General features: G+C 75.0%; 15 protein-coding genes. 4 read left to right on the top strand and 11 right to left on the bottom strand.

The features are described from left to right. Nucleotide 1: 1 nt before the first annotated feature. Nucleotides 2-1,072, bottom strand: a complete 1,071-nt coding sequence (locus BUE37_RS01440; protein ID WP_073418163.1) for an aspartate-semialdehyde dehydrogenase — start codon at nucleotides 1,070-1,072, stop codon at nucleotides 2-4. Beyond that, nucleotides 1,069-2,337, bottom strand: a complete 1,269-nt coding sequence (locus BUE37_RS01435) for an aspartate kinase (RefSeq protein ID WP_073418161.1) — start codon at nucleotides 2,335-2,337, stop codon at nucleotides 1,069-1,071. The genes BUE37_RS01440 and BUE37_RS01435 overlap by 4 nt, the downstream gene beginning before the upstream one ends. Before the next feature lie 94 nt (nucleotides 2,338-2,431). On the opposite strand from BUE37_RS01435, the gene BUE37_RS01430 reads away from it, so the two are divergent. From BUE37_RS01430 to leuA, 3 genes are all read left to right on the top strand, one after another. Next, nucleotides 2,432-4,024, top strand: a complete 1,593-nt coding sequence (locus BUE37_RS01430) for a phospholipase D family protein (RefSeq protein WP_073418159.1) — start codon at nucleotides 2,432-2,434, stop codon at nucleotides 4,022-4,024. A gap of 307 nt (nucleotides 4,025-4,331) precedes the next feature. Then, complete coding sequence (locus tag BUE37_RS23590; protein ID WP_073418157.1) at nucleotides 4,332-4,976, top strand: helix-turn-helix domain-containing protein; 645 nt, start codon at nucleotides 4,332-4,334, stop codon at nucleotides 4,974-4,976. Nucleotides 4,977-5,141: 165 nt separating this feature from the next. After that, nucleotides 5,142-6,878, top strand: coding sequence for a 2-isopropylmalate synthase (gene leuA / locus BUE37_RS01420; protein ID WP_175562770.1), 1,737 nt, complete (start codon nucleotides 5,142-5,144; stop codon nucleotides 6,876-6,878). Between the two features lie 25 nt (nucleotides 6,879-6,903). Here leuA and mnhG read toward each other — a convergent pair whose 3' ends face one another. From mnhG to BUE37_RS01380, 8 genes are all read right to left on the bottom strand, one after another. Further along, entirely contained in the window at nucleotides 6,904-7,314 is a 411-nt protein-coding gene (mnhG, locus tag BUE37_RS01415) for a monovalent cation/H(+) antiporter subunit G (RefSeq protein ID WP_073418155.1), read from the bottom strand. Continuing rightward, nucleotides 7,311-7,640: an MrpF/PhaF family protein gene (locus BUE37_RS01410; protein WP_073418153.1), complete on the bottom strand. Its 330-nt coding sequence runs from the start codon at nucleotides 7,638-7,640 to the stop codon at nucleotides 7,311-7,313. Before BUE37_RS01410 ends, mnhG begins: the two co-directional genes overlap by 4 nt. After that, on the bottom strand, nucleotides 7,637-8,212 hold the full coding sequence (locus BUE37_RS01405; RefSeq protein WP_073418151.1) for a Na+/H+ antiporter subunit E: 576 nt from the start codon (nucleotides 8,210-8,212) through the stop codon (nucleotides 7,637-7,639). The genes BUE37_RS01410 and BUE37_RS01405 overlap by 4 nt, the downstream gene beginning before the upstream one ends. After that, nucleotides 8,209-9,924 (bottom strand): Na+/H+ antiporter subunit D, encoded by a 1,716-nt coding sequence (locus BUE37_RS01400; protein WP_073418149.1) that lies wholly within the window; start codon nucleotides 9,922-9,924, stop codon nucleotides 8,209-8,211. Before BUE37_RS01400 ends, BUE37_RS01405 begins: the two co-directional genes overlap by 4 nt. Beyond that, nucleotides 9,921-10,412 (bottom strand): Na(+)/H(+) antiporter subunit C, encoded by a 492-nt coding sequence (locus BUE37_RS01395; RefSeq protein WP_073418147.1) that lies wholly within the window; start codon nucleotides 10,410-10,412, stop codon nucleotides 9,921-9,923. The genes BUE37_RS01400 and BUE37_RS01395 overlap by 4 nt, the downstream gene beginning before the upstream one ends. Beyond that, nucleotides 10,409-13,285, bottom strand: a complete 2,877-nt coding sequence (locus tag BUE37_RS01390) for a Na+/H+ antiporter subunit A (RefSeq protein ID WP_073418145.1) — start codon at nucleotides 13,283-13,285, stop codon at nucleotides 10,409-10,411. The genes BUE37_RS01395 and BUE37_RS01390 overlap by 4 nt, the downstream gene beginning before the upstream one ends. A 204-nt stretch (nucleotides 13,286-13,489) precedes the next feature. Further along, nucleotides 13,490-14,149: a response regulator gene (locus tag BUE37_RS01385; protein ID WP_073418143.1), complete on the bottom strand. Its 660-nt coding sequence runs from the start codon at nucleotides 14,147-14,149 to the stop codon at nucleotides 13,490-13,492. Next, nucleotides 14,146-15,321, bottom strand: coding sequence for a sensor histidine kinase (locus BUE37_RS01380; protein ID WP_139252783.1), 1,176 nt, complete (start codon nucleotides 15,319-15,321; stop codon nucleotides 14,146-14,148). The genes BUE37_RS01385 and BUE37_RS01380 overlap by 4 nt, the downstream gene beginning before the upstream one ends. A gap of 186 nt (nucleotides 15,322-15,507) precedes the next feature. Between BUE37_RS01380 and BUE37_RS01375 the strand changes: the two genes are divergently transcribed. Beyond that, complete coding sequence (locus BUE37_RS01375; protein WP_073418139.1) at nucleotides 15,508-16,206, top strand: hypothetical protein; 699 nt, start codon at nucleotides 15,508-15,510, stop codon at nucleotides 16,204-16,206. 85 nt (nucleotides 16,207-16,291) lie between these two features. On the opposite strand, the gene BUE37_RS01370 is transcribed toward BUE37_RS01375, so the two are convergent. After that, nucleotides 16,292-18,112 (bottom strand): ABC-F family ATP-binding cassette domain-containing protein, encoded by a 1,821-nt coding sequence (locus BUE37_RS01370; RefSeq protein WP_073418137.1) that lies wholly within the window; start codon nucleotides 18,110-18,112, stop codon nucleotides 16,292-16,294. Nucleotides 18,113-18,134: the final 22 nt, after the last annotated feature.

Genomic DNA, 18,134 nt, shown 5'->3' with positions numbered 1-18,134 from the left:
GCTAGGCCTGGCCCCGGCGGGCGAGCAGCAGCTCGGCGATCTGCACGGTGTTGAGCGCCGCGCCCTTGCGCAGGTTGTCGTTGCTGATGAACAGCGCCAGCCCGCGGTCGCCGTCGACGCTCTGGTCCTGCCGGATGCGCCCGACGTAGCTCGGGTCCCGGCCGGCGGCCTGCAGCGGCGTCGGGACGTCGGTGAGCTCCACGCCGGGGGCCCCGCCGAGCAGCTCGGTGGCCCGCGCGACGGTGAGCGGCCGGGCGAACTCGACGTTGAGCGACAGCGAGTGCCCGGTGAAGACCGGCACGCGCACGCAGGTGCCCGAGACCCGGAGGTCGGGGATGCCGAGGATCTTGCGGCTCTCGTTGCGGAGCTTCTGCTCCTCGTCGGTCTCGAACGAGCCGTCGTCGACGACGCTGCCGGCCATGGGCAGCACGTTGTAGGCGATCGGGCGCACGTACTTCTGCGGCTCGGGGAAGCTCACCGCCGACCCGTCGTGGGTGAGCGCGGCGGCCTTGTCGACGACGGCCTTCACCTGCCCGTCGAGCTCCTCCACGCCGGCCACCCCGCTGCCGGAGACGGCCTGGTAGGTGCTGGCGACCATGCGGACGAGCTGGGCCTCGTCGTGCAGCGGCCGGAGCACCGGCATCGCGGCCATGGTGGTGCAGTTCGGGTTGGCGATGATCCCGCGCGGGACCTCGTCGAGCGCCTGCGGGTTGACCTCGGCGACCACGAGCGGCACGTCGGCGTCGCGCCGGAAGGCCGAGCTGTTGTCGATGACCGTGACGCCGGCCGCGGCGAACCGCGGCGCCTGGGCGCGGGAGGTGCTCGCGCCGGCGGAGAAGATCGCGACGTCGAGGCCGGCGGGGTCCGCGGTGGCGGCGTCCTCGACGGTGATCTCGACGGCATCCGGGCCACTGCCCCACGGCAGGGTGCGGCCGGCGCTGCGGGCGCTGGCGAACAGCCGCAGCTCGGCGAGGGGGAAGCGGCGCTCGGCGAGGACCTGGCGCACGACGGCGCCGACCTGCCCGGTGGCGCCGACGATCCCGACGCGGAGCCCGTCGCTGGTGAAGGTCATCGTCCGGTCCCTCCGTAGACCACGGCCTGCTCCTCGTCGGTGCCGAGGTCGAAGGCGTCGTGCACCGCGCGGACCGCGAGGTCGACGTCGGTGTCGCGGCAGACCACGGAGATGCGGATCTCCGAGGTGCTGATGAGCTCGAGGTTCACGCCGGCGTCGGCGAGCGCGCCGAAGAAGCGGGCCGAGACGCCGGGGTGGCTGCGCATGCCGGCGCCGACCAGGCTGACCTTGCCGATGTGCTGGTCGAAGCGGACGTCGCTGTAGCCGACGGTGTGCTTGACCTTCTCCAGCGCGGCGATCGCGGTGGGCCCGTCGCTCTTGGGCAGCGTGAAGGAGATGTCGGCGAGCTTGCTGGTCTCGGCCGACACGTTCTGCACGATCATGTCGATGTTGATCTCGGCGTCGGCCAGGACGCGGAAGATCTGCGCGGCCTCCCCCGGCCGGTCCGGCACGCCGTAGACGGTGATCTTGCCCTCGCTGCGGTCGTGCGCGACGCCGGTGATGATCGCCTGTTCCACGCTGAGGTCCTCCATCGAGCCGGTCACCACGGTGCCGGGGAGCTGTGAGTAGGAGCTGCGGACGTGCACCGGGATGCCGTAGCGGCGGGCGTACTCGACGCAACGGAGCATGAGCACCTTCGCGCCGGACGCGGCCAGCTCGAGCATCTCCTCGTAGGTGACGGTCTCGAGCCGGCGGGCGTTGGGGACGATCCGCGGGTCGGCGGTGAACACGCCGTCGACGTCGGTGTAGATCTCGCAGACGTCGGCGCGCAGGGCCGCCGCGACGGCGACGGCGGTGGTGTCGGAGCCGCCGCGGCCGAGCGTGGTGATGTCCTTGGTGTCCTGGCTGACGCCCTGGAAGCCGGCGACGATGACGATCGAGCCCTCGTCGAGCGCCGAGCGCAGGCGGCCGGGCGTGACGTCGATGATCCGGGCCTTGCCGTGGCTCGACGTCGTGATGACGCCGGCCTGCGAGCCGGTGAACGACCGCGCCTCGTAGCCGTGGGTGTTGATGGCGATGGCGAGCAGCGCCATGGAGATGCGCTCGCCCGCGGTGAGCAGCATGTCGAGCTCGCGGCCGGGCGGCTCGTCGGTGATCTGCGCCGCCTGGTCGAGCAGTTCGTCGGTGGTGTCGCCCATGGCGGAGACGACCACGACGACGTCGTTGCCGGCCTTCTTCTCGGCCACGATCCGCTCGGCGACACGCTTGATGTGGGCGGGGGAGGCGACGGAGGAGCCACCGTACTTCTGCACGACGAGGGCCACGGGTCCACAGGCTACCGATCCCGGGCCGGTCCTCCGTGATCCAGCCCGGTCCCGTCCCGTTGCGCCGCGCCGGGGCGGGCGTTGTGATCATGGGGTGACCGACCCCGTGGAGTGGCTGCTCAGCCCCGAGGAACGGGGCAACCCCGCCACCGACCTGCCGCCGTGGACCGAGGGCAACCTCGCTGTCCCGCTGGTGCACGGGGCCGCGTACTTCGACGCGCTGGTGGAGGCGGTCGAGGTGCTCGACGAGGGCGACCACCTGTTCTTCACCGACTGGCGCGGCGACCCCGACGAGGAGCTGCGGCCCGGCGGGCCCACGGTGGCGCAGCTGTTCACCGAGGCCGTGCAGCGCGGTGTGACCGTGCGCGGGCTGGTGTGGCGCTCGCACGTGGACTGGTTGTCGTTCAGCGCCCGGGAGAACCGCGCGCTCGACCGCGAGGTCGAGGACGGCGGCGGTCTCGTGGTGCTCGACCAGCGCGTGCGCCGCGGCGGCAGCCACCACCAGAAGCTCGTCGTCTGCCGGCACGACCAGGACGCCACCAAGGACGTCGCCTTCGTCGGCGGCATCGACCTGTGCCACAGCCGCCGCGACGACGCCGACCACCGCGGCGACCCGCAGACGCTGCCCATGGCGGCGGCGTACGGGCCGACGCCGCCGTGGCACGACGTCCAGCTCATGATCCGGGGACCGGCCGTGGGCGCGCTCGACACGGTGTTCCGGGAGCGCTGGGACGACCCGATGGACCCCGACGAGGGCAACCCGATCGCCCACCTCATCGACCGGTTCAGCCGCAGCCGGATGTACGGCGACCCGCTGCCGCCCCAGCTGCCGCCCCCTCCCCCGGCGGGGCCGCACCTGGTGCAGAACCTGCGGACCTATCCGGCGATCCGCCCGCCCTACAGTTTCGCGCCCGACGGCGAGCGGTCGGTGGCGCGCGGGTACTCCAAGGCGATCAAGCGGGCGCGGCGGCTCATCTACCTCGAGGACCAGTACATGTGGTCGGGCGAGGTGGCCGAGCTGTTCGCCGACGCGCTGCGCGAGCACCCCGACCTGCACCTGGTCGTCGTCGTGCCGCGGGTGCCCGACCAGGACGGCGCGATCGCCGAGCGACCGCAGTACGTGGGCCGCTGGCAGGCGCTGGAGATGTGCCGGCGGGCCGGCCGCGACCGCGTGCACGTCTACGACGTGGAGAACCACGAGGGCACGCCGGTGTACGTGCACGCGAAGGTGTGCGTGGTCGACGACGTGTGGGCCAGCGTCGGGAGCGACAACTTCAACCGGCGCTCGTGGACGCACGACAGCGAGCTGTCCTCGGCGGTCCTCGACACCACGCTCGACCCGCGGGAGCCGCGCGACCCGGCCGGCACCGGTGACGGCGCCCGCACCTTCGCCCGCGACCTGCGGCTGGTGCTCGCCCGCGAGCACACCGACCGGGCCGACGACGGCAGCGAGGACGCCGACCTGCTCGACCCCGAGGCGTTCGTCGCCACCCTCGACGCGGCCGCCGACGCCCTCGACGCCTGGCACGCCGGCGGCCGGCAGGGGCCGCGTCCGCGCGGCCGGCTGCGCCACCACCAGCCGGAACAGTTGTCCTTCCCCACGCGCCTCTGGGCGACGCCGCTGTACCGCCTGGTCGACGACCCCGACGGCCGCCCGCTCCGCCTCCGCCGCCGCCGCGAGTTCTGAGCGGCCGGGCCGCACCCGGTCGGCCCGGCCGTACCGATCCCCCGGGAGACCGCTCCCCGGGGGCACATGTCCTCCCGAGCCGAGTCGTGCTCTGCACACCCCCGCGTGCAGAGCACGACCGCACACCAGCCCCCACCCCGGCTCACCTTCGTGCTCTGCACACCCCTGCGTGCAGAGCACGACCGCGCCCGCGGGGACGTACCACAGCTCACCTTCGTGCTCTGCACACTCCTGTGGGCAGAGCACGACCGTCCCCAGGAGGACACACGCCCTCCCGAGGCCGGCCACCGCGGGCGACCCTCAGGCCGTGTCCGCCTTCGACCTCCCCGGCCTGGTGCGGCGCATCCGCCGTACGGCCGACCTGTCGCAGCGCGAACTGGGACGGGCCACGGGGGTATCCGGCACGACCATCGCCGCCGCCGAGGCCGGCTCCCGGGGACTCGACGCGCGCGTGCTCGCCCGGCTCGCGGACACGGCCGGGTTGCGGCTGGCGCTGCTCGACGGCGAGGGGCACGAGGTGGCGCCGATGGACGGTGGGGCCGTGCGCGACGAGGGCGGCCGCCGCTACCCGGCGCACCTCGACGTCCGGCACGGCGACGACGGGTGGTGGCACGGCCCGCACCGCTACGACCGCGACCCGGTGACCTACACCTTCGACCGCGACCGCCGGTGGCGTGACCTCCGGCGCGTCCGCCGCGGCGTCCCGGACGACCACCAGCGCCCGCAGCCGGGGGACGGCCTGCGCGACCGTGCCGAGGCCCGGCGGCGCGCCGCGCTGCGGGCGTGGCGGGAGCGAGTCGACGAGGCCCGGGCGGCCGCCGCGTCCCGCCCGGATCCCGTCTGCACCTGCCCGCCGGCCTGCGACGACGTCTTCCTCGACGACCGGCCGCCCACCCCCGGACGGCTGCGGCCGCACGCGCCGGACTGCGCGTGTGGCTGCAGCCTCGACTGACCCGCTGCTACCGTGGGCCCGTGCGCGGCAGCCTCCTGCTTACCCGCCGCGGCGAGGCCCTCTCCTAGGTCGGCCCCCTCGCCGCGGAGTCCCGCGCGTCCCCGGCGCCTGCTGACCGCCCCACCGGAGCGACAGTCCAGCCCGCGCCAGAGGAGTCAGACCACCGTGAGCAGCCCGCAGCACCCGCACGCCCGCAACCCCCAGCGCCCCTCGGGGATGCCGGTCTCCCGCTACGCCCCCTTCCAGCCGGTCGACCTGCCCGACCGCACCTGGCCCGACACCGTCACCACGGCCGCGCCGCGCTGGTGCGCCGTCGACCTGCGGGACGGCAACCAGGCACTGATCGACCCCATGTCGCCCGACCGCAAGCGGCGGATGTTCGACCTGCTGGTCCGCATGGGCTACAAGGAGATCGAGGTCGGCTTCCCGGCCGCCAGCCAGACCGACTTCGACTTCGTCCGGCAGCTGGTCGAGGAGGACCTGGTACCCGACGACGTCACCATCCAGGTCCTCACCCAGGCCCGCGACGAGCTGATCGAGCGCACCTTCGAGTCCCTCCGCGGCGCCCGGCAGGCGATCGTGCACCTGTACAACTCGACGAGCACCCTGCAGCGCCGGGTCGTCTTCGGCTCCGACCGCGCCGGCATCGTCGACATCGCCGTCCACGGCGCCCAGCTGGTCCGCAAGCTGACCGAGCAGATGGGCGACACCGAGATCCGCTACCAGTACAGCCCGGAGTCCTTCACCGGCACCGAGCTGGACTTCGCCGTCGAGATCTGCAACGCCGTCACCGACGTCTGGGAGCCCACCCCCGACCGGCCGACGATCCTCAACCTGCCGGCCACCGTCGAGATGGCCGAGCCCACGGTCTACGCCGACCAGATCGAGTGGATGCACCGCAATCTGGGCCGGCGCGACGCCGTCGTCCTCAGCCTGCACCCGCACAACGACCGCGGCACCGCCGTCGCCGCCGCCGAGCTCGGCTACCGCGCCGGCGCCGACCGCATCGAGGGCTGCCTGTTCGGCAACGGCGAGCGCACCGGCAACGTCGACCTGGTCACCCTCGGCCTGAACCTGTTCAGCCAGGGCATCGACCCGCAGATCGACTTCTCCGACATCGACGAGATCCGCCGCACCGTCGAGTACTGCAACCAGCTGGGCGTGCACGAGCGGCACCCCTACGGCGGCGACCTCGTCTACACCGCCTTCTCCGGCTCCCACCAGGACGCCATCAACAAGGGCTTCAAGGCCCTGGAGGCCGACGCGCAGGCCGCCGGGAAGACCGTCGACGAGATGACCTGGGCGGTCCCCTACCTGCCGATCGACCCCAAGGACGTCGGCCGCAGCTACGAGGCGGTCATCCGGGTCAACAGCCAGTCCGGCAAGGGCGGCGTCGCCTACATCATGAAGACCGAGAACCACCTCGACCTGCCGCGCCGGCTGCAGATCGAGTTCAGCGCGGTCATCCAGCGGCACACCGACGACGAGGGCGGTGAGGTCACCGCCGCGCAGATGTGGACCGCCTTCAGCAGCGAGTACCTGCCCGACCCCGACGCCCCGTGGGGCCGGTTCGCGCTGGCCGGCCACCGGCACACCACCCACGGCGGCACCCTCGACGAGATGGTCGTGGAGCTGACCGACGGCGGCGTCCCCGTCACCGTGCAGGGCCGCGGCAACGGCCCGATCGCCGCCTTCGTCGACGCGCTGAAGACCCTCGACGTCGACGTCCGGGTGCTCGACTACGCCGAGCACGCGCTGTCCGCCGGCGGCGACGCCCGCGCCGCCGCCTACGTCGAGTGCGCCGTGGGCGACCGGGTGCTGTGGGGCGTGGGCATCGACCCGAACATCGTCAGCGCGTCGCTGCGCGCCGTCGTCTCCGCGGTCAACCGCGCCCAGCGGTAGGCCGGGGCAGGGCCGGGCGGGCGCCTCAGACGCCCGCCCGGCCCGCCCCGTCGCGCTCGGGCGGGGCGTCGCCGGGCTCGTCGCCGCGGTGGGCGTCGTCCTGCGCCTCGGCGCCACGCAGCTCGTCGACCAGCAGCAGGTCGCGCCGGACGTGGCGGCGGCGGTAGGCCACCCGGCTGATCAGGTGTGCGCTGACCGGCGCGGTGAGCAGCTGGAACGCCGCCACGAGCAGCAGCATCCAGGCGTTCGCCCAGCCGTCGAGGCGGATCGCCGCGCCCACCATCACCAGCAGCACGCCGAGCACCTGCGGCTTGGTGCCGGCGTGCATCCGGGACAGCACGTCCGGGAAGCGCACCAGGCCCAACCCGGCGGTCAGGCACAGCGTGGCGCCGGCCACCAGGCAGGCGTAGGCGAGCACGTCGGCGAACGCGGTCACGACCGGCCCTCCCGCTCCTCCGCGGCCACCGGCAGGCCGACGTCCCGCCCGTCGTCGGTGCTCGCCCGCAGCAGCATGCCGCCGACGTAGCGCGCCACCGAGACCGAGCCGACGAAGGCCAGCAGCGACACCACCACCAGCACGGGCACGAGCGTCGGGTCGCGCACCAGGGCCGCGTGCACCGCGAGCCCCGCCGCGATGATCACCAGCAACGTGTCGGTGGCGACCACCCGGTCGAGCAGGGACGGCCCGCGCACCAGCCGCACCAGGCACAGCAGCGCGCCCCCACCGATCAGCGCGTACAGCACCGCGTCCACGGCGATCACGGAGCCCGCACCTCCTCGCGCGCGTCCGACCCGGCCCGCTCCAGCGCCTCCAGGTCCTCCGGCGCCCCGAACGCCCGCACCAGCCGCTCCTCGACCACCAGCACGTGGGCGCGCTTGCGCTCCACGTCGGCGCGGTCGCGGACGGGCAGCAGGTGCAGGGTCATCACCCGCCGCTCCCGGTCGAGGTCGAGCACCAGCGAACCCGGCACCAGGGAGATCGCCTCGGCGACCATCGTGAGCAGCAGATCGGAGTCGACGCGCAGCTGCACCCGCACGATCGCCGTGCGGCGCACCCCCGCCGGGCGCAGGGTCTGCCAGGCCACCTCGGCCCCCGACACGAACAGGTCGACGACGAAGTGGCCGAGGAAGACCAGCAGCGGCACCGGCCGCACCCGCACCCCGCCGACGACGTGCGGCAGCGGCAGCAGGACCAGCACGACCAGCGCGACGACCAGGCCGGACAGCAGGTTGGCCCACGACCAGCTGCCCCACAGCAGCATCCAGACGAGCACCAGCCAGACGACGAGCGGGACCTGGTGGCGCAGCCGCGTGGCGGCCGGTTCCACGGTCACGGCACCTCCTCCTCCCCGAACACCGACGAGACGTAGGGCGAGCGGTCGTACAGGTCGGTCGAGGCCCGGTCGGCCAGGCCGTAGAGCGGGCCGGCCAGCCCGGTGAGCGCCACCGTGAGGGTCACCAGCGCCGCGGTCGCGCCGACCATCGTGCGCGGCAGCGGGCGCAGCGCCCGCACCGCGCCGGCCGCCGGCGGCAGGTCCGGCTCGGACGCCGTCGCCACCGCGGTGTGCCGGCGCCAGGCGTCGCTGAACGCGGTGCGCGGCCGGCCGTCGCCGTCCCCGTCGCCGGACCCCGGGGTGCCGGAGGACTCGGGCGCCTCGTCCACGGGCCGCCGGCGGGAGGTGGCGTCGGCCGCCGCGGCCGCGGCGGTCTCCTCGGCCGGGGCCTGGCTCGGCGACCGCCAGAAGGCCCGGGTCCACACGCGGGCGACGGCGAGCAGCGTGAGCAGGCTGGTGACGACCCCGCCGGCCACGAGGGTGTACGCCGCGGTGCTCCCCTGCGCGACGCCGGCCTCCAGCAGCCCGAGCTTGCCGATGAACCCCGACAGCGGCGGGATGCCGGCCAGGTTCATCGCCGGCACGAAGAACAGCACCGCCAGCAGCGGCGAGCGCCGGGCGAGCCCGCCCAGCCGGTTGACCGACGTCGTCCCGCCCTGCCGCTCGACGAGCCCCGCGACCAGGAACAGCGTCGTCTGGATGGCGATGTGGTGGGCGACGTAGAAGACCGCGCCGGCCAGGCCCGCCGCCGTGCCCAGGGCGATGCCGAAGACCATGTAGCCGATGTGGCTGACCAGCGTGAACGAGAGCATCCGGCGCAGGTCGCTCTGCGCGACGGCGCCGAGGATGCCGACGACCATCGTCGCCAGCGCCGCCCAGATCAGCACGTCGTCCAGCGCGCCGCCGGGGAACAGCAGCGTCTGGGTGCGGATGAGCGCGTAGACGCCGACCTTGGTGAGCAGCCCGGCGAACACGGCGGTGACCGGGGCGGGCGCCGTCGGGTAGCTGTCGGGCAGCCAGGCCGACAGCGGGAAGACCGCGGCCTTGATGCCGAACGCGACGAGCAGCATCGACTGCAGCAGCACCTGGGTGCCCTCGGGCAGCTCGCCGAGGCGCACCGCCAGCTGGGCCATGTTCACGGTGCCGGTGGCGGCGTAGACCAGGCCGATCGCGGCGAGGAACAGCAGCGAGCTGGTCAGGCTGACCACGATGTAGGTCACGCCGCCGCGGATGCGCGGGGCCGTGCCGCCGAGGGTCAGCAGCACGTAGGACGCCATCAGCAGGATCTCGAAGCCGACGTAGAGGTTGAACAGGTCACCGGCGAGGAACGCGTTGCTCACGCCCGCGACCAGCACCAGGAACGTCGGGTGGAAGATCGACAGCGGCGTCTCCTCCGACCCGTCGGCCGCGCCCTGCCCGACGGCGAAGACCAGCACGCCGAGCGCCACGGTCGAGGCGACCACCAGCATCAGCGCCGACAGCCGGTCGACGACGAGCACGACGCCCAGCGGGACCGGCCAGCCGCCCACCGACACCGCCCCGGCACCCTCCGCGTCCGCGACGAGCAGCAGCACCACCGAGACGGCGAGCACCGCGGTGAGCACCAGCACGCTGAGCGTGCGCTGGAACGTCGGGTGCCGGGCGACCAGCAGGGCGCCGGCCGCGCCGAGCAGCGGCAGCAGGACCGGCAGCGGCGCGAGGACCCCGATCACGAGGGGCCCCGGCCGGCCGGCACGTCGACGTCGTCGGCCAGCTCCTCGAGGTCGGCCCGCAGCGAGTCGGCGTGCATGGCCGCGCGGTCCTCGGGGGCGAGGTCGTCCGGGTCGAGCTCGTCGGCGTCGGTGTCGCGGCGGGCGGCGACCCGGCGGTCCTCCTCGTCGGTGCCGACGGCCTCGTTGCGGGCCAGCCGCCACGAGCGGTGGATGAGCGCCAGCACGAACGCCGAGATGCCGAAGGTGATCACGATCGCGGTGAGCACCAGCGCCTGGGGCAGCGGGTCGTTGATCTCCTCGGCGTCGGAGTAGCCGAGGATCGGCGCCAGCCCCGCCGGGCCGCCGGTGGACAGCAGCAGCAGGTTCGTGGCGTTGCCCAGCAGCAGGAAGCCCAGCAGGACGCGGGTGAGGCTGCGGTCGAGCAGCAGGTAGACACCCGCCGCGTACAGCCCGCCGATCATCACCGGCAGCACGATCGTGGGGGTCATCGCAGCACCACCTCCCCGGGGGCGAGTTCGATCGGGTCCTCCTGGTCCTCCTGGCGGTCGAGCTCCGCGCCGAGGCTGCGCAGCACGTCGAGCACCAGGCCGACGACGATCAGGTAGACGCCGCAGTCGAAGAACAGCGAGGTCACGAGCTTGACGTCGCCGAGGACCGGCAGCGTCGTCTGCAGGATCGCCGTCTGCAGCACGTCGCCGCCGACCAGCAGCCCGGCGACGCCGGTGGCACCCGCGAACAGCAGGCCGCTGCCCAGCAGCAGGCCGGGGGCCACCGGCGCGGCCTCGCCCAGCTCGTACCGGCCGCCGGCGAGGTAGCGCAGCACCAGCGCCAGCCCCGCGACCAGGCCGCCGGCAAAGCCGCCGCCGGGCTCGTTGTGGCCGCTGAAGAGCAGGTACAGCGAGAACACGGTGATCGTGTGGAACAGCAGCCGGGTAACCACCTCGAGCACGACCGAGCGCCGGGCGGGGTCGAGGGTGGCGGTGGCGGCCAGCCAGCGGTCGCGCGGCGCCCGGCGGCTGCGCTCGGCGGAGCCGGTCAGCTCGGCGCGGGTCACCCGGTCCACCCCGCCGGTGCGGCCGCGGAGGAACACCAGGCTGGCCACGCCGGTCGCGGCGACGACGAGCAGCGAGACCTCGCCGATGGTGTCCCAGGCGCGGATGTCGACCAGCGTCACGTTGACGACGTTCTTACCGCCGCCGAAGTCGTAGGCCGGGCCCGGCCAGCCCGCCGACACCGGCGGCGCCGTGCGCACCGCCATCGCCACGGCGCCCACCGCGCCCATGAACGCGCCCACCCCGACGGCGATCACGCCGCGCACCGCCCGCTCGCGGGGCCGGTGCCGCTCGGAGATGTCCTTGGGCAGCTTGCGCAGCACCAGCACGAACACGACGAGGGTGAGCGTCTCGACGAGGAACTGGGTGAGCGCCAGGTCGGGCGCGCCCTGCAGCGCGAAGACGACGGCGATGCCGTAGCCGGTGACGCCGACGACGAGCACCGCGGACAGCCGCTGCCGGATCCGCAGGGTGAGCGCGGCGGCGGTCACCACGACGACGCCGACGACGGCCTGCACCGGGGTGTCCCAGGCCCGCCACTCCCCCGGCCACGGCGCCTGCGTGAGCAGCAGCGTGCCGGGCAGCGCGAGGACGACGACGAGGATCGTGCCGAGGTAGGCCGGCAGCGACCCGCGCTGGGTGGTGCCGGTGACCAGGACGGAGAGCCGGTCGACGCCCTGCAGGACGTTCCAGTAGCCCTCGTCCGCCGAGGCGCCCACGGCCACCCGGCCCTGCAGGCGCTGCACCGGCCCCCGGAGGGCGAACAGCGCGGCGCCGCCGAGCACGGTGAGCGCCGACAGCGCCAGCGCCGGCTGCCAGCCGTGCCACAGCGCCAGGTGCTCGGCCTCGGGGGCGAGCAGCGGCAGCGTCTCGGCGTACGCGGCGACCAGCGGGTCCAGCACCGGGCTCAGCGGCCCGAGCACCAGCCCGGTGAGCGCGAGGACGGCGGGCGCGGCGAGGAACAGCGCGCCCGGCGGGTGCTCGACCGCGGTGTCGGGGACGCCGGGCTTGCGGGCGAACGCGCCCCACACGAACCGGGCGGTGTAGGCCGCGGTGAGCACGGAGCCGAGGACCAGGCCGGCGAGCACGACCAGGGCCACCGTGCGGTCGGGCAGGCCGCCGTCGAGCAGGGCGGTGAAGGCCGCCTCCTTGCCGACGAAGCCCAGCAGCGGCGGCAGCCCCGCCATCGACGCCGCGGCGGCGCCGCCGATCGCGGCCAGGACGGGCAGCCGGCGGCCGAGGCCGGACAGCCTGCGCAGGTCGCGGGTGCCGGTGGCGTGGTCGACGACGCCGACGGTGAGGAACAGCGTGGACTTGAACAGCCCGTGCGCGAGCGTCATGGCCAGGCCCGCGGCGGCGAGCTCGGCGCTGCCGGCGCCGACCAGCACCACGAGGAAGCCGAGCTGGCTGACGGTGCCGAAGGCCAGCAGCAGCTTGACGTCCTTCTGCCGCAGCGCTCGGTAGCCGCCGAGCAGCATGGTGGCCACGCCCAGGCCGAGCACCACCGGCCGCCAGCCGGGGACGTCGGCCAGGCCGGGCGCCAGCCGGGCGACCAGGTACACGCCGGCCTTCACCATCGCCGCGGCGTGCAGGTAGGCGCTGACCGGCGTCGGCGCCTCCATGGCCGCGGGCAGCCAGAAGTGGAACGGGACGAGGGCGGACTTGGTGACCGCGCCGGCGAGCACCAGGGCCACGCCGGCCGTCATCGCGGTGCCGCTGCCGGGGGCGGCGACGACCTCCGAGAGCAGGTACGAGCCGCTCGCCTGGCCGATGACGATCAGGCCGACGAGCATCGCCAGGCCGCCGGCGGTGGTCAGGACCAGCGCCTGCGACGCCGCCCGCCGCGCGGCCAGCCGCCGTCCCGAGCCGCCGATGAGCAGGAACGAGAAGACGGTGGTGAGCTCCCAGAACACGTAGAGCAGGAGCATGTCGTCGGCGAGGACGAGCCCGAGCATCGAACCCGCGAAGGCGGTGAGGCACCCGGCGAAGCGGCCGGTCCCCTCCTCGCCGGGCTCGAAGTAGCGGGCGCAGTAGACGAGCACCAGCGCCCCGACGCCGGTGACCAGCGCCGCGAAGGTGAGCGACAGGGCGTCCAGGCGCAGGGCGACGTCGAGGTCGAGCGCCGGGATCCAGGGCACCGTCTCGCGCTGCTCCTCGCCGGCCAGCACCGGGCCGAGGCGGGACAGCACCCAGCCGAACCCGGCCGCGGGCACCAGGGCCAGGGCGAGGAAGGCCTGCCTCCCCCACCACCGCACGAGCACGGGCGCCAGCAGTCCGGCGGACAGGTGGAGGAACAGCAGAACGAGCACGTGTCTCCGGGAGTCGTGGGCGGCTCGGGGACACCAGGAACGTCGGTCGACGCGGCCGGCGGTGACAGCGAGTCTACCCGTGAGGTCCGTTCGGCCCGGCCGCGCTGCAGGGGCCCGCGCCGAGCGGAGCGAGGTGTGGGGGGCAGCGGGGTCCTTCTGCTACCCGTCCGCGCCGAACGCCCTGCTCGCGACGGCGGGGACGCCTCACCGGCCGGGCGTCACCAGGCCGGACTCGTAGGCGAACGCGACCGCCTGCACGCGGTCCCGCAGACCCAGCTTCAGCAGTACCCGGCTCACGTGCGTCTTGACCGTCGCCTCGCCCAGGTACAGCCGGGCGGCGATCTCGGCGTTGGACAGCCCGGCGGCGACCAGCGCCAGCACGTCGGTCTCCCGCTCGGTGAGCTGCGCGAGCTCGGCGGCGCGGCCGGGGTCGGGCGCGGGCGCGGCGGCGAAGGAGCGGATCACCCGCAGGGTCACCGCCGGGTCGAGCAGGCCCTGCCCGGCCGCGACGGTGCGCACCGCGGCCACCAGGTCCTCCGGCGGGGCCACCTTGAGCAGGAAGCCGCTGACCCCGGCGCGCAGGGCGGCGGCCACGTACTCGTCCTCGTCGAACGTGGTGAGGACGACGACCCGCGTGCGCGCGCCCGACCCGACGATGCGCCGCGCGGCCTCCAGCCCGTCCATGCCGGGCATCCGCACGTCGAGCAGGACGACGTCGGGCTCGAGCTCGGCGACCACGCGGACGCCCGACGCGCCGTCGCCGGCCTCGCCGACCACCTCGATGTCGGGCTCGGCGGCCAGCACCATCCGCAGCCCCGTGCGGATCATCGACTGGTCGTCGACCAGCACCACCCGGATCGTCACGCGCCCACCGCCGCGGGCGGGACGGCGGCCGGCGCGGGGACGGGGAACCCGGCGCGCACGCGGTAGCCGCCGCCGCGGACGGGGCCGACGTCGAGGTCGCCGCCGGCGACGGCGACCCGCTCGCGCATGTGCAGCTGCCCGTGGCCCCCCGGCGCGTGCGGGGTGGGCTCGACGCGCGGGCGGCCGTCGTCGGTGACCGTGACGGTCACCCGGCCCGGCGTCCAGGCGACCTCGACGCGGGTGGCGGCCGCGCCCGCGTGCCGGACCACGTTGGACAGCGCCTCCTGCACCACCCGCACGGCCGCGACGTCGACCAGCTGCGGCAGCTCGGCCGGCTCCCCGGTGACCACCAGCTCCACCGGCATCCCGCCGGCCCGCAGCTCGGCGAGGACGGCGTCCAGACGCGACAGCGACGGCTGCGGCACCGGGTCGCCGGCGCCGGACTCGCGGAGGATGCCGACCACGCGGCGCATCTCGTCGACCGACTCCCGGCCCAGCCGCTCCAGCCCCAGCAGCACGTCCTGGGCCTCGGGGTGGTCGGGCAGCAGCCGCCGCAGCCCGCCCATCTGCAGCACCATCACGCTGACCGCGTGCGCGACCGAGTCGTGCACCTCGCGGGCGATGCGGGCGCGCTCGGCCACGACGGCGGCGCCGGCCACGGCCTCCTGCTGCTCGGCCAGCCGGGCGGCGAGCACCTGCAGCTCCCGGGCCCGCTCGCGGGACCGGCGCACCAGCAGGCCGACGCCCCAGGCGGTCCCGGTGACGACGAGGTAGAAGACGCTCTCCCAGGTGGAGGGGCCGAACACCAGCCCGGCGACCACCACGACGAGCGTCGCCGAGACCGCCGCGCGCAGCCCGCGCCGCACCGGCAGGACCGCGGCCGCGTGCCCGACGAGGACGGCCATCCCGATGAGCTGGGCGCCGCCGGGTCCGGGCGTCCCGAGCGCGTAGTTGCCGAGCACGCTGAGCGCCCCGGCGACCGCGGCCGCCTCCGGCCACCGCGCGCCCAGAGCCACGACCGCGCCGACGGCGACGCCCGGCAGCGCGGTGACCAGCGGGAAGCGGAACGTCTCGTCGATCGCCGTCTCCACCCCCGAGAGCACCGCGAGCAGCGCGCCGAGGGCCGGCCACACGAGCCGGCGGGCGGAGGGGGACGAGGTCCAGCGGGGCACGGCGAGCACGGTAGGGGCGGCCGGGCGCGGACGGGATCCCCCGCGCGGCCGATCGACGGGGGCCTGTCCATCCGCCGTGCGGCGGAGCCCGGTCGGTCCGCGACGGCGGACGTGCCGGGTGCCCCGCCGGCCGGAGAGTCCTCGCCGACGCACCGACCGATGCGGTGCCCGACCCGACGAGGACCGATGACCACCTCCCTGTCCCCCGCCCCCACCGCCGCCACCCCGCAGCGCCCGGCCCGCAGCGCCGGTGCCACGATGCTGACCCTCGCCGGCGGCGCGATGGTCGCGGGCTCGCTGCTCTACGTGGCGGGCCTGGCCACCTCGCCGCCGCAGGCCTCCCCCGCCGACGCCGACTACATCGCCTCGCTGGCCGCCGACGAGGGGCAGACGGCGCTCTCGGCGCTGCTGCTGCACTACGGCAACATGGCGCTGGCCCTGGCCTGGCTGGCCGCTCCGGCGCTGGTCCGCGGCCGCCGCGGGCGCATCCCGACGATCGTCGGCGCCCTGCTGTCGGCGATCGGCCTGGTCACGGTGACCGGGATGGTGCTCTACGACTTCTGGACCGGCGGGATCGGCCAGGAGCTGCCGGCCGACACCGCGCTGGCGCTAGTCGAGTCGGTGCAGGGCCAGGCGGCCGTGGGCGTCGTCGGCACGGTGACGCTGCTCGGGCTGCTCGGCCCGCTGGTCGGTCTCGCCGGCCTGGCGCGCGCCGGCGTGATCACCTGGTGGCTGCTGGTCCCGGCCGTGGCCTGCCTGGTCGCCTCGGCGGCGCTCAGCTTCACCCCGCTGCTCTACGCCGGCTTCGCGCTCGTCGGCGCCGTCCCCACGGTCGCCGTCGGGCTGCGGATGATCGCCCGCACCCGGGCCGAGGCCGCCGCCTGAGCCGGGATCAGGTGACCTGATCGTGGCGCCTCCTCCCCCACGTCCCACCGTGAGGGAGGAGGCGCTGCCGTGCAGGAGGACCCGCTCAGCCCTCGGCGAGCTCCGCGGCGGCCAGCCAGTCGCTCTCCACCTGGTCCTTCTCGGCCAGCAGGGTCCGCAGCCGGCCGTCGAGCTCCATGACCCGCGCGTGGTCGGTGGCTGCGGCGGCGAGGTCGGCGTGCAGCCGCTCCTCCTCCGCGGTGAGCTTCTCCAGCCGCCGCTCGAGGCGGGCCGCCTCCTTGCGGGCGGCGCGCACCTCCGCCGCCGACGGGCCGGCCGGGGCGGGCGTCGCGGTCGCGCCGCCGGCGGGCGCGGGACCGGAGCCGGCCGAGGGCAGCGCGGCCTCCCCGGCGGCCCGGCGGGCGAGGTACTCCTCCACCCCGCCGGGCAGCGCGGCGAGCGACCCGTCGCCCATGAGCGCCACCACTGAGTCGCAGACCCGGTCGACGAAGTAGCGGTCGTGGCTGACCACCAGCACCGTGCCGGGGAACCCGTCGAGCAGGTCCTCGAGCTGGGTGAGCGTGTCGATGTCGAGGTCGTTGGTCGGCTCGTCGAGCAGCAACACGTTCGGCTCGGCCATGAGCAGCCGGAGCAGCTGCAGCCGGCGCCGCTCGCCGCCGGAGAGATCGCCGACCGGCGTCCACTGCCGCGACGCCGGGAAGCCGAAGCGCTCGGCCAGCGAGGACGCCGAGATCTCCTGGTTGCCGATCCGCGCGATCCGGGCGACCTCCTGCACCGCCTCGAGCACCCGCAGCCGAGCCGGCAGCTCGGTGACGTGCTGGGACAGGTAGGCCGGCGCCACCGTCTGCCCGCGCACCACGGAGCCGCGGTCGGGCTCGACCTCGCCCACGAGCATCCGCAGCAGCGACGTCTTGCCCGCGCCGTTCACCCCGACGACGCCGATCCGGTCGCCCGGGCCGACGTGCCAGGTCAGGTCGGCGAACAGCGTCCGTGGGCCGGCCTCCGACCGCACCGCGTAGTCGACGTCCTCGACGTCGTACACCGTCCTGCCGAGCCGGCGCGCGGCGAAGCCCTTGAGCTGCATCGTCTCGCGCGGCGGCGGCTCGTCGGCGATGAGCGCCTCGGCGGCCTCGATGCGGAAGCGCGGCTTGCTGGTGCGCGCCGGCGGGCCCCGGCGCAGCCAGGCGAGCTCCTTGCGCACCAGGTTGAGGCGGCGTTCCTCGGTGGCCGCCGCGACGCGGGCCCGCTCGGCGCGGGCCAGCGTGTAGGCCGCGTAACCGCCCTCGTAGGAGTGCACCGCGCCGTCGGCGACCTCCCACGTCTGCGTGCACACCTCGTCGAGGAACCACCGGTCGTGGGTGACGACCACCAGCGCCCCGACCCGCCGCTTCACGAAGTCGGCGAGCCAGGCGACGCCCTCGACGTCGAGGTGGTTGGTCGGCTCGTCGAGGACGAGCAGGTCCAGCGGGCGGATCAGCTGCGCGGCCAGCGCCACCCGCCGCCGCTCCCCGCCGGACATCGGCGCGACGGGCGAGTCGAGGCCCAGCCGGTCGAGCTCCAGGCCGGTGAGGACGCTGCGGACGGCCGGGTCGGCGGCCCACTCGTGCTCGGCGGCGAACAGCGTCGGGGGCAGGACGACGTCGCGGACCGTCGCGCCCGGCGGCAGCGTCCCGGACTGGTCGAGGACGCCGACGGCGAGGTCGCCGCGCTGCGTGACCCGCCCGCTGTCGGGCTCCTCCCGGCCGGTGAGGACGCCGAGCAGCGTGGACTTGCCGCTGCCGTTGCGGCCGACGACGCCGATGCGCTCGCCGGACGCGACGCCGAGGGAGACGTCGTCGAGCAGCACGGTGGTGCCGTGCGCCTTGGACACCCGCTCCAGGTTGAGCAGGTTCAGCGGGGCGCTCACGACCGGGCCTGCGTCGTCGGGG

Origin of the sequence: Geodermatophilus nigrescens (assembly GCF_900129495.1) — a bacterium.
In the GTDB taxonomy this organism is placed as follows: domain Bacteria; phylum Actinomycetota; class Actinomycetes; order Mycobacteriales; family Geodermatophilaceae; genus Geodermatophilus; species Geodermatophilus nigrescens.
This window is presented reverse-complemented; position numbering and strand designations above follow the sequence as displayed.

Excerpts from the sequence above, each read along its gene's own strand:
- BUE37_RS01440 (WP_073418163.1), bottom strand. The coding sequence starts at position 1,072 with ATGACCTTCACCAGCGACGGGCTCCGCGTCGGGATCGTCGGCGCCACC.
- BUE37_RS01375 (WP_073418139.1), top strand. The coding sequence starts at position 15,508 with ATGACCACCTCCCTGTCCCCCGCCCCCACCGCCGCCACCCCGCAGCGC.
- BUE37_RS01395 (WP_073418147.1), bottom strand. The coding sequence starts at position 10,412 with ATGACCCCCACGATCGTGCTGCCGGTGATGATCGGCGGGCTGTACGCG.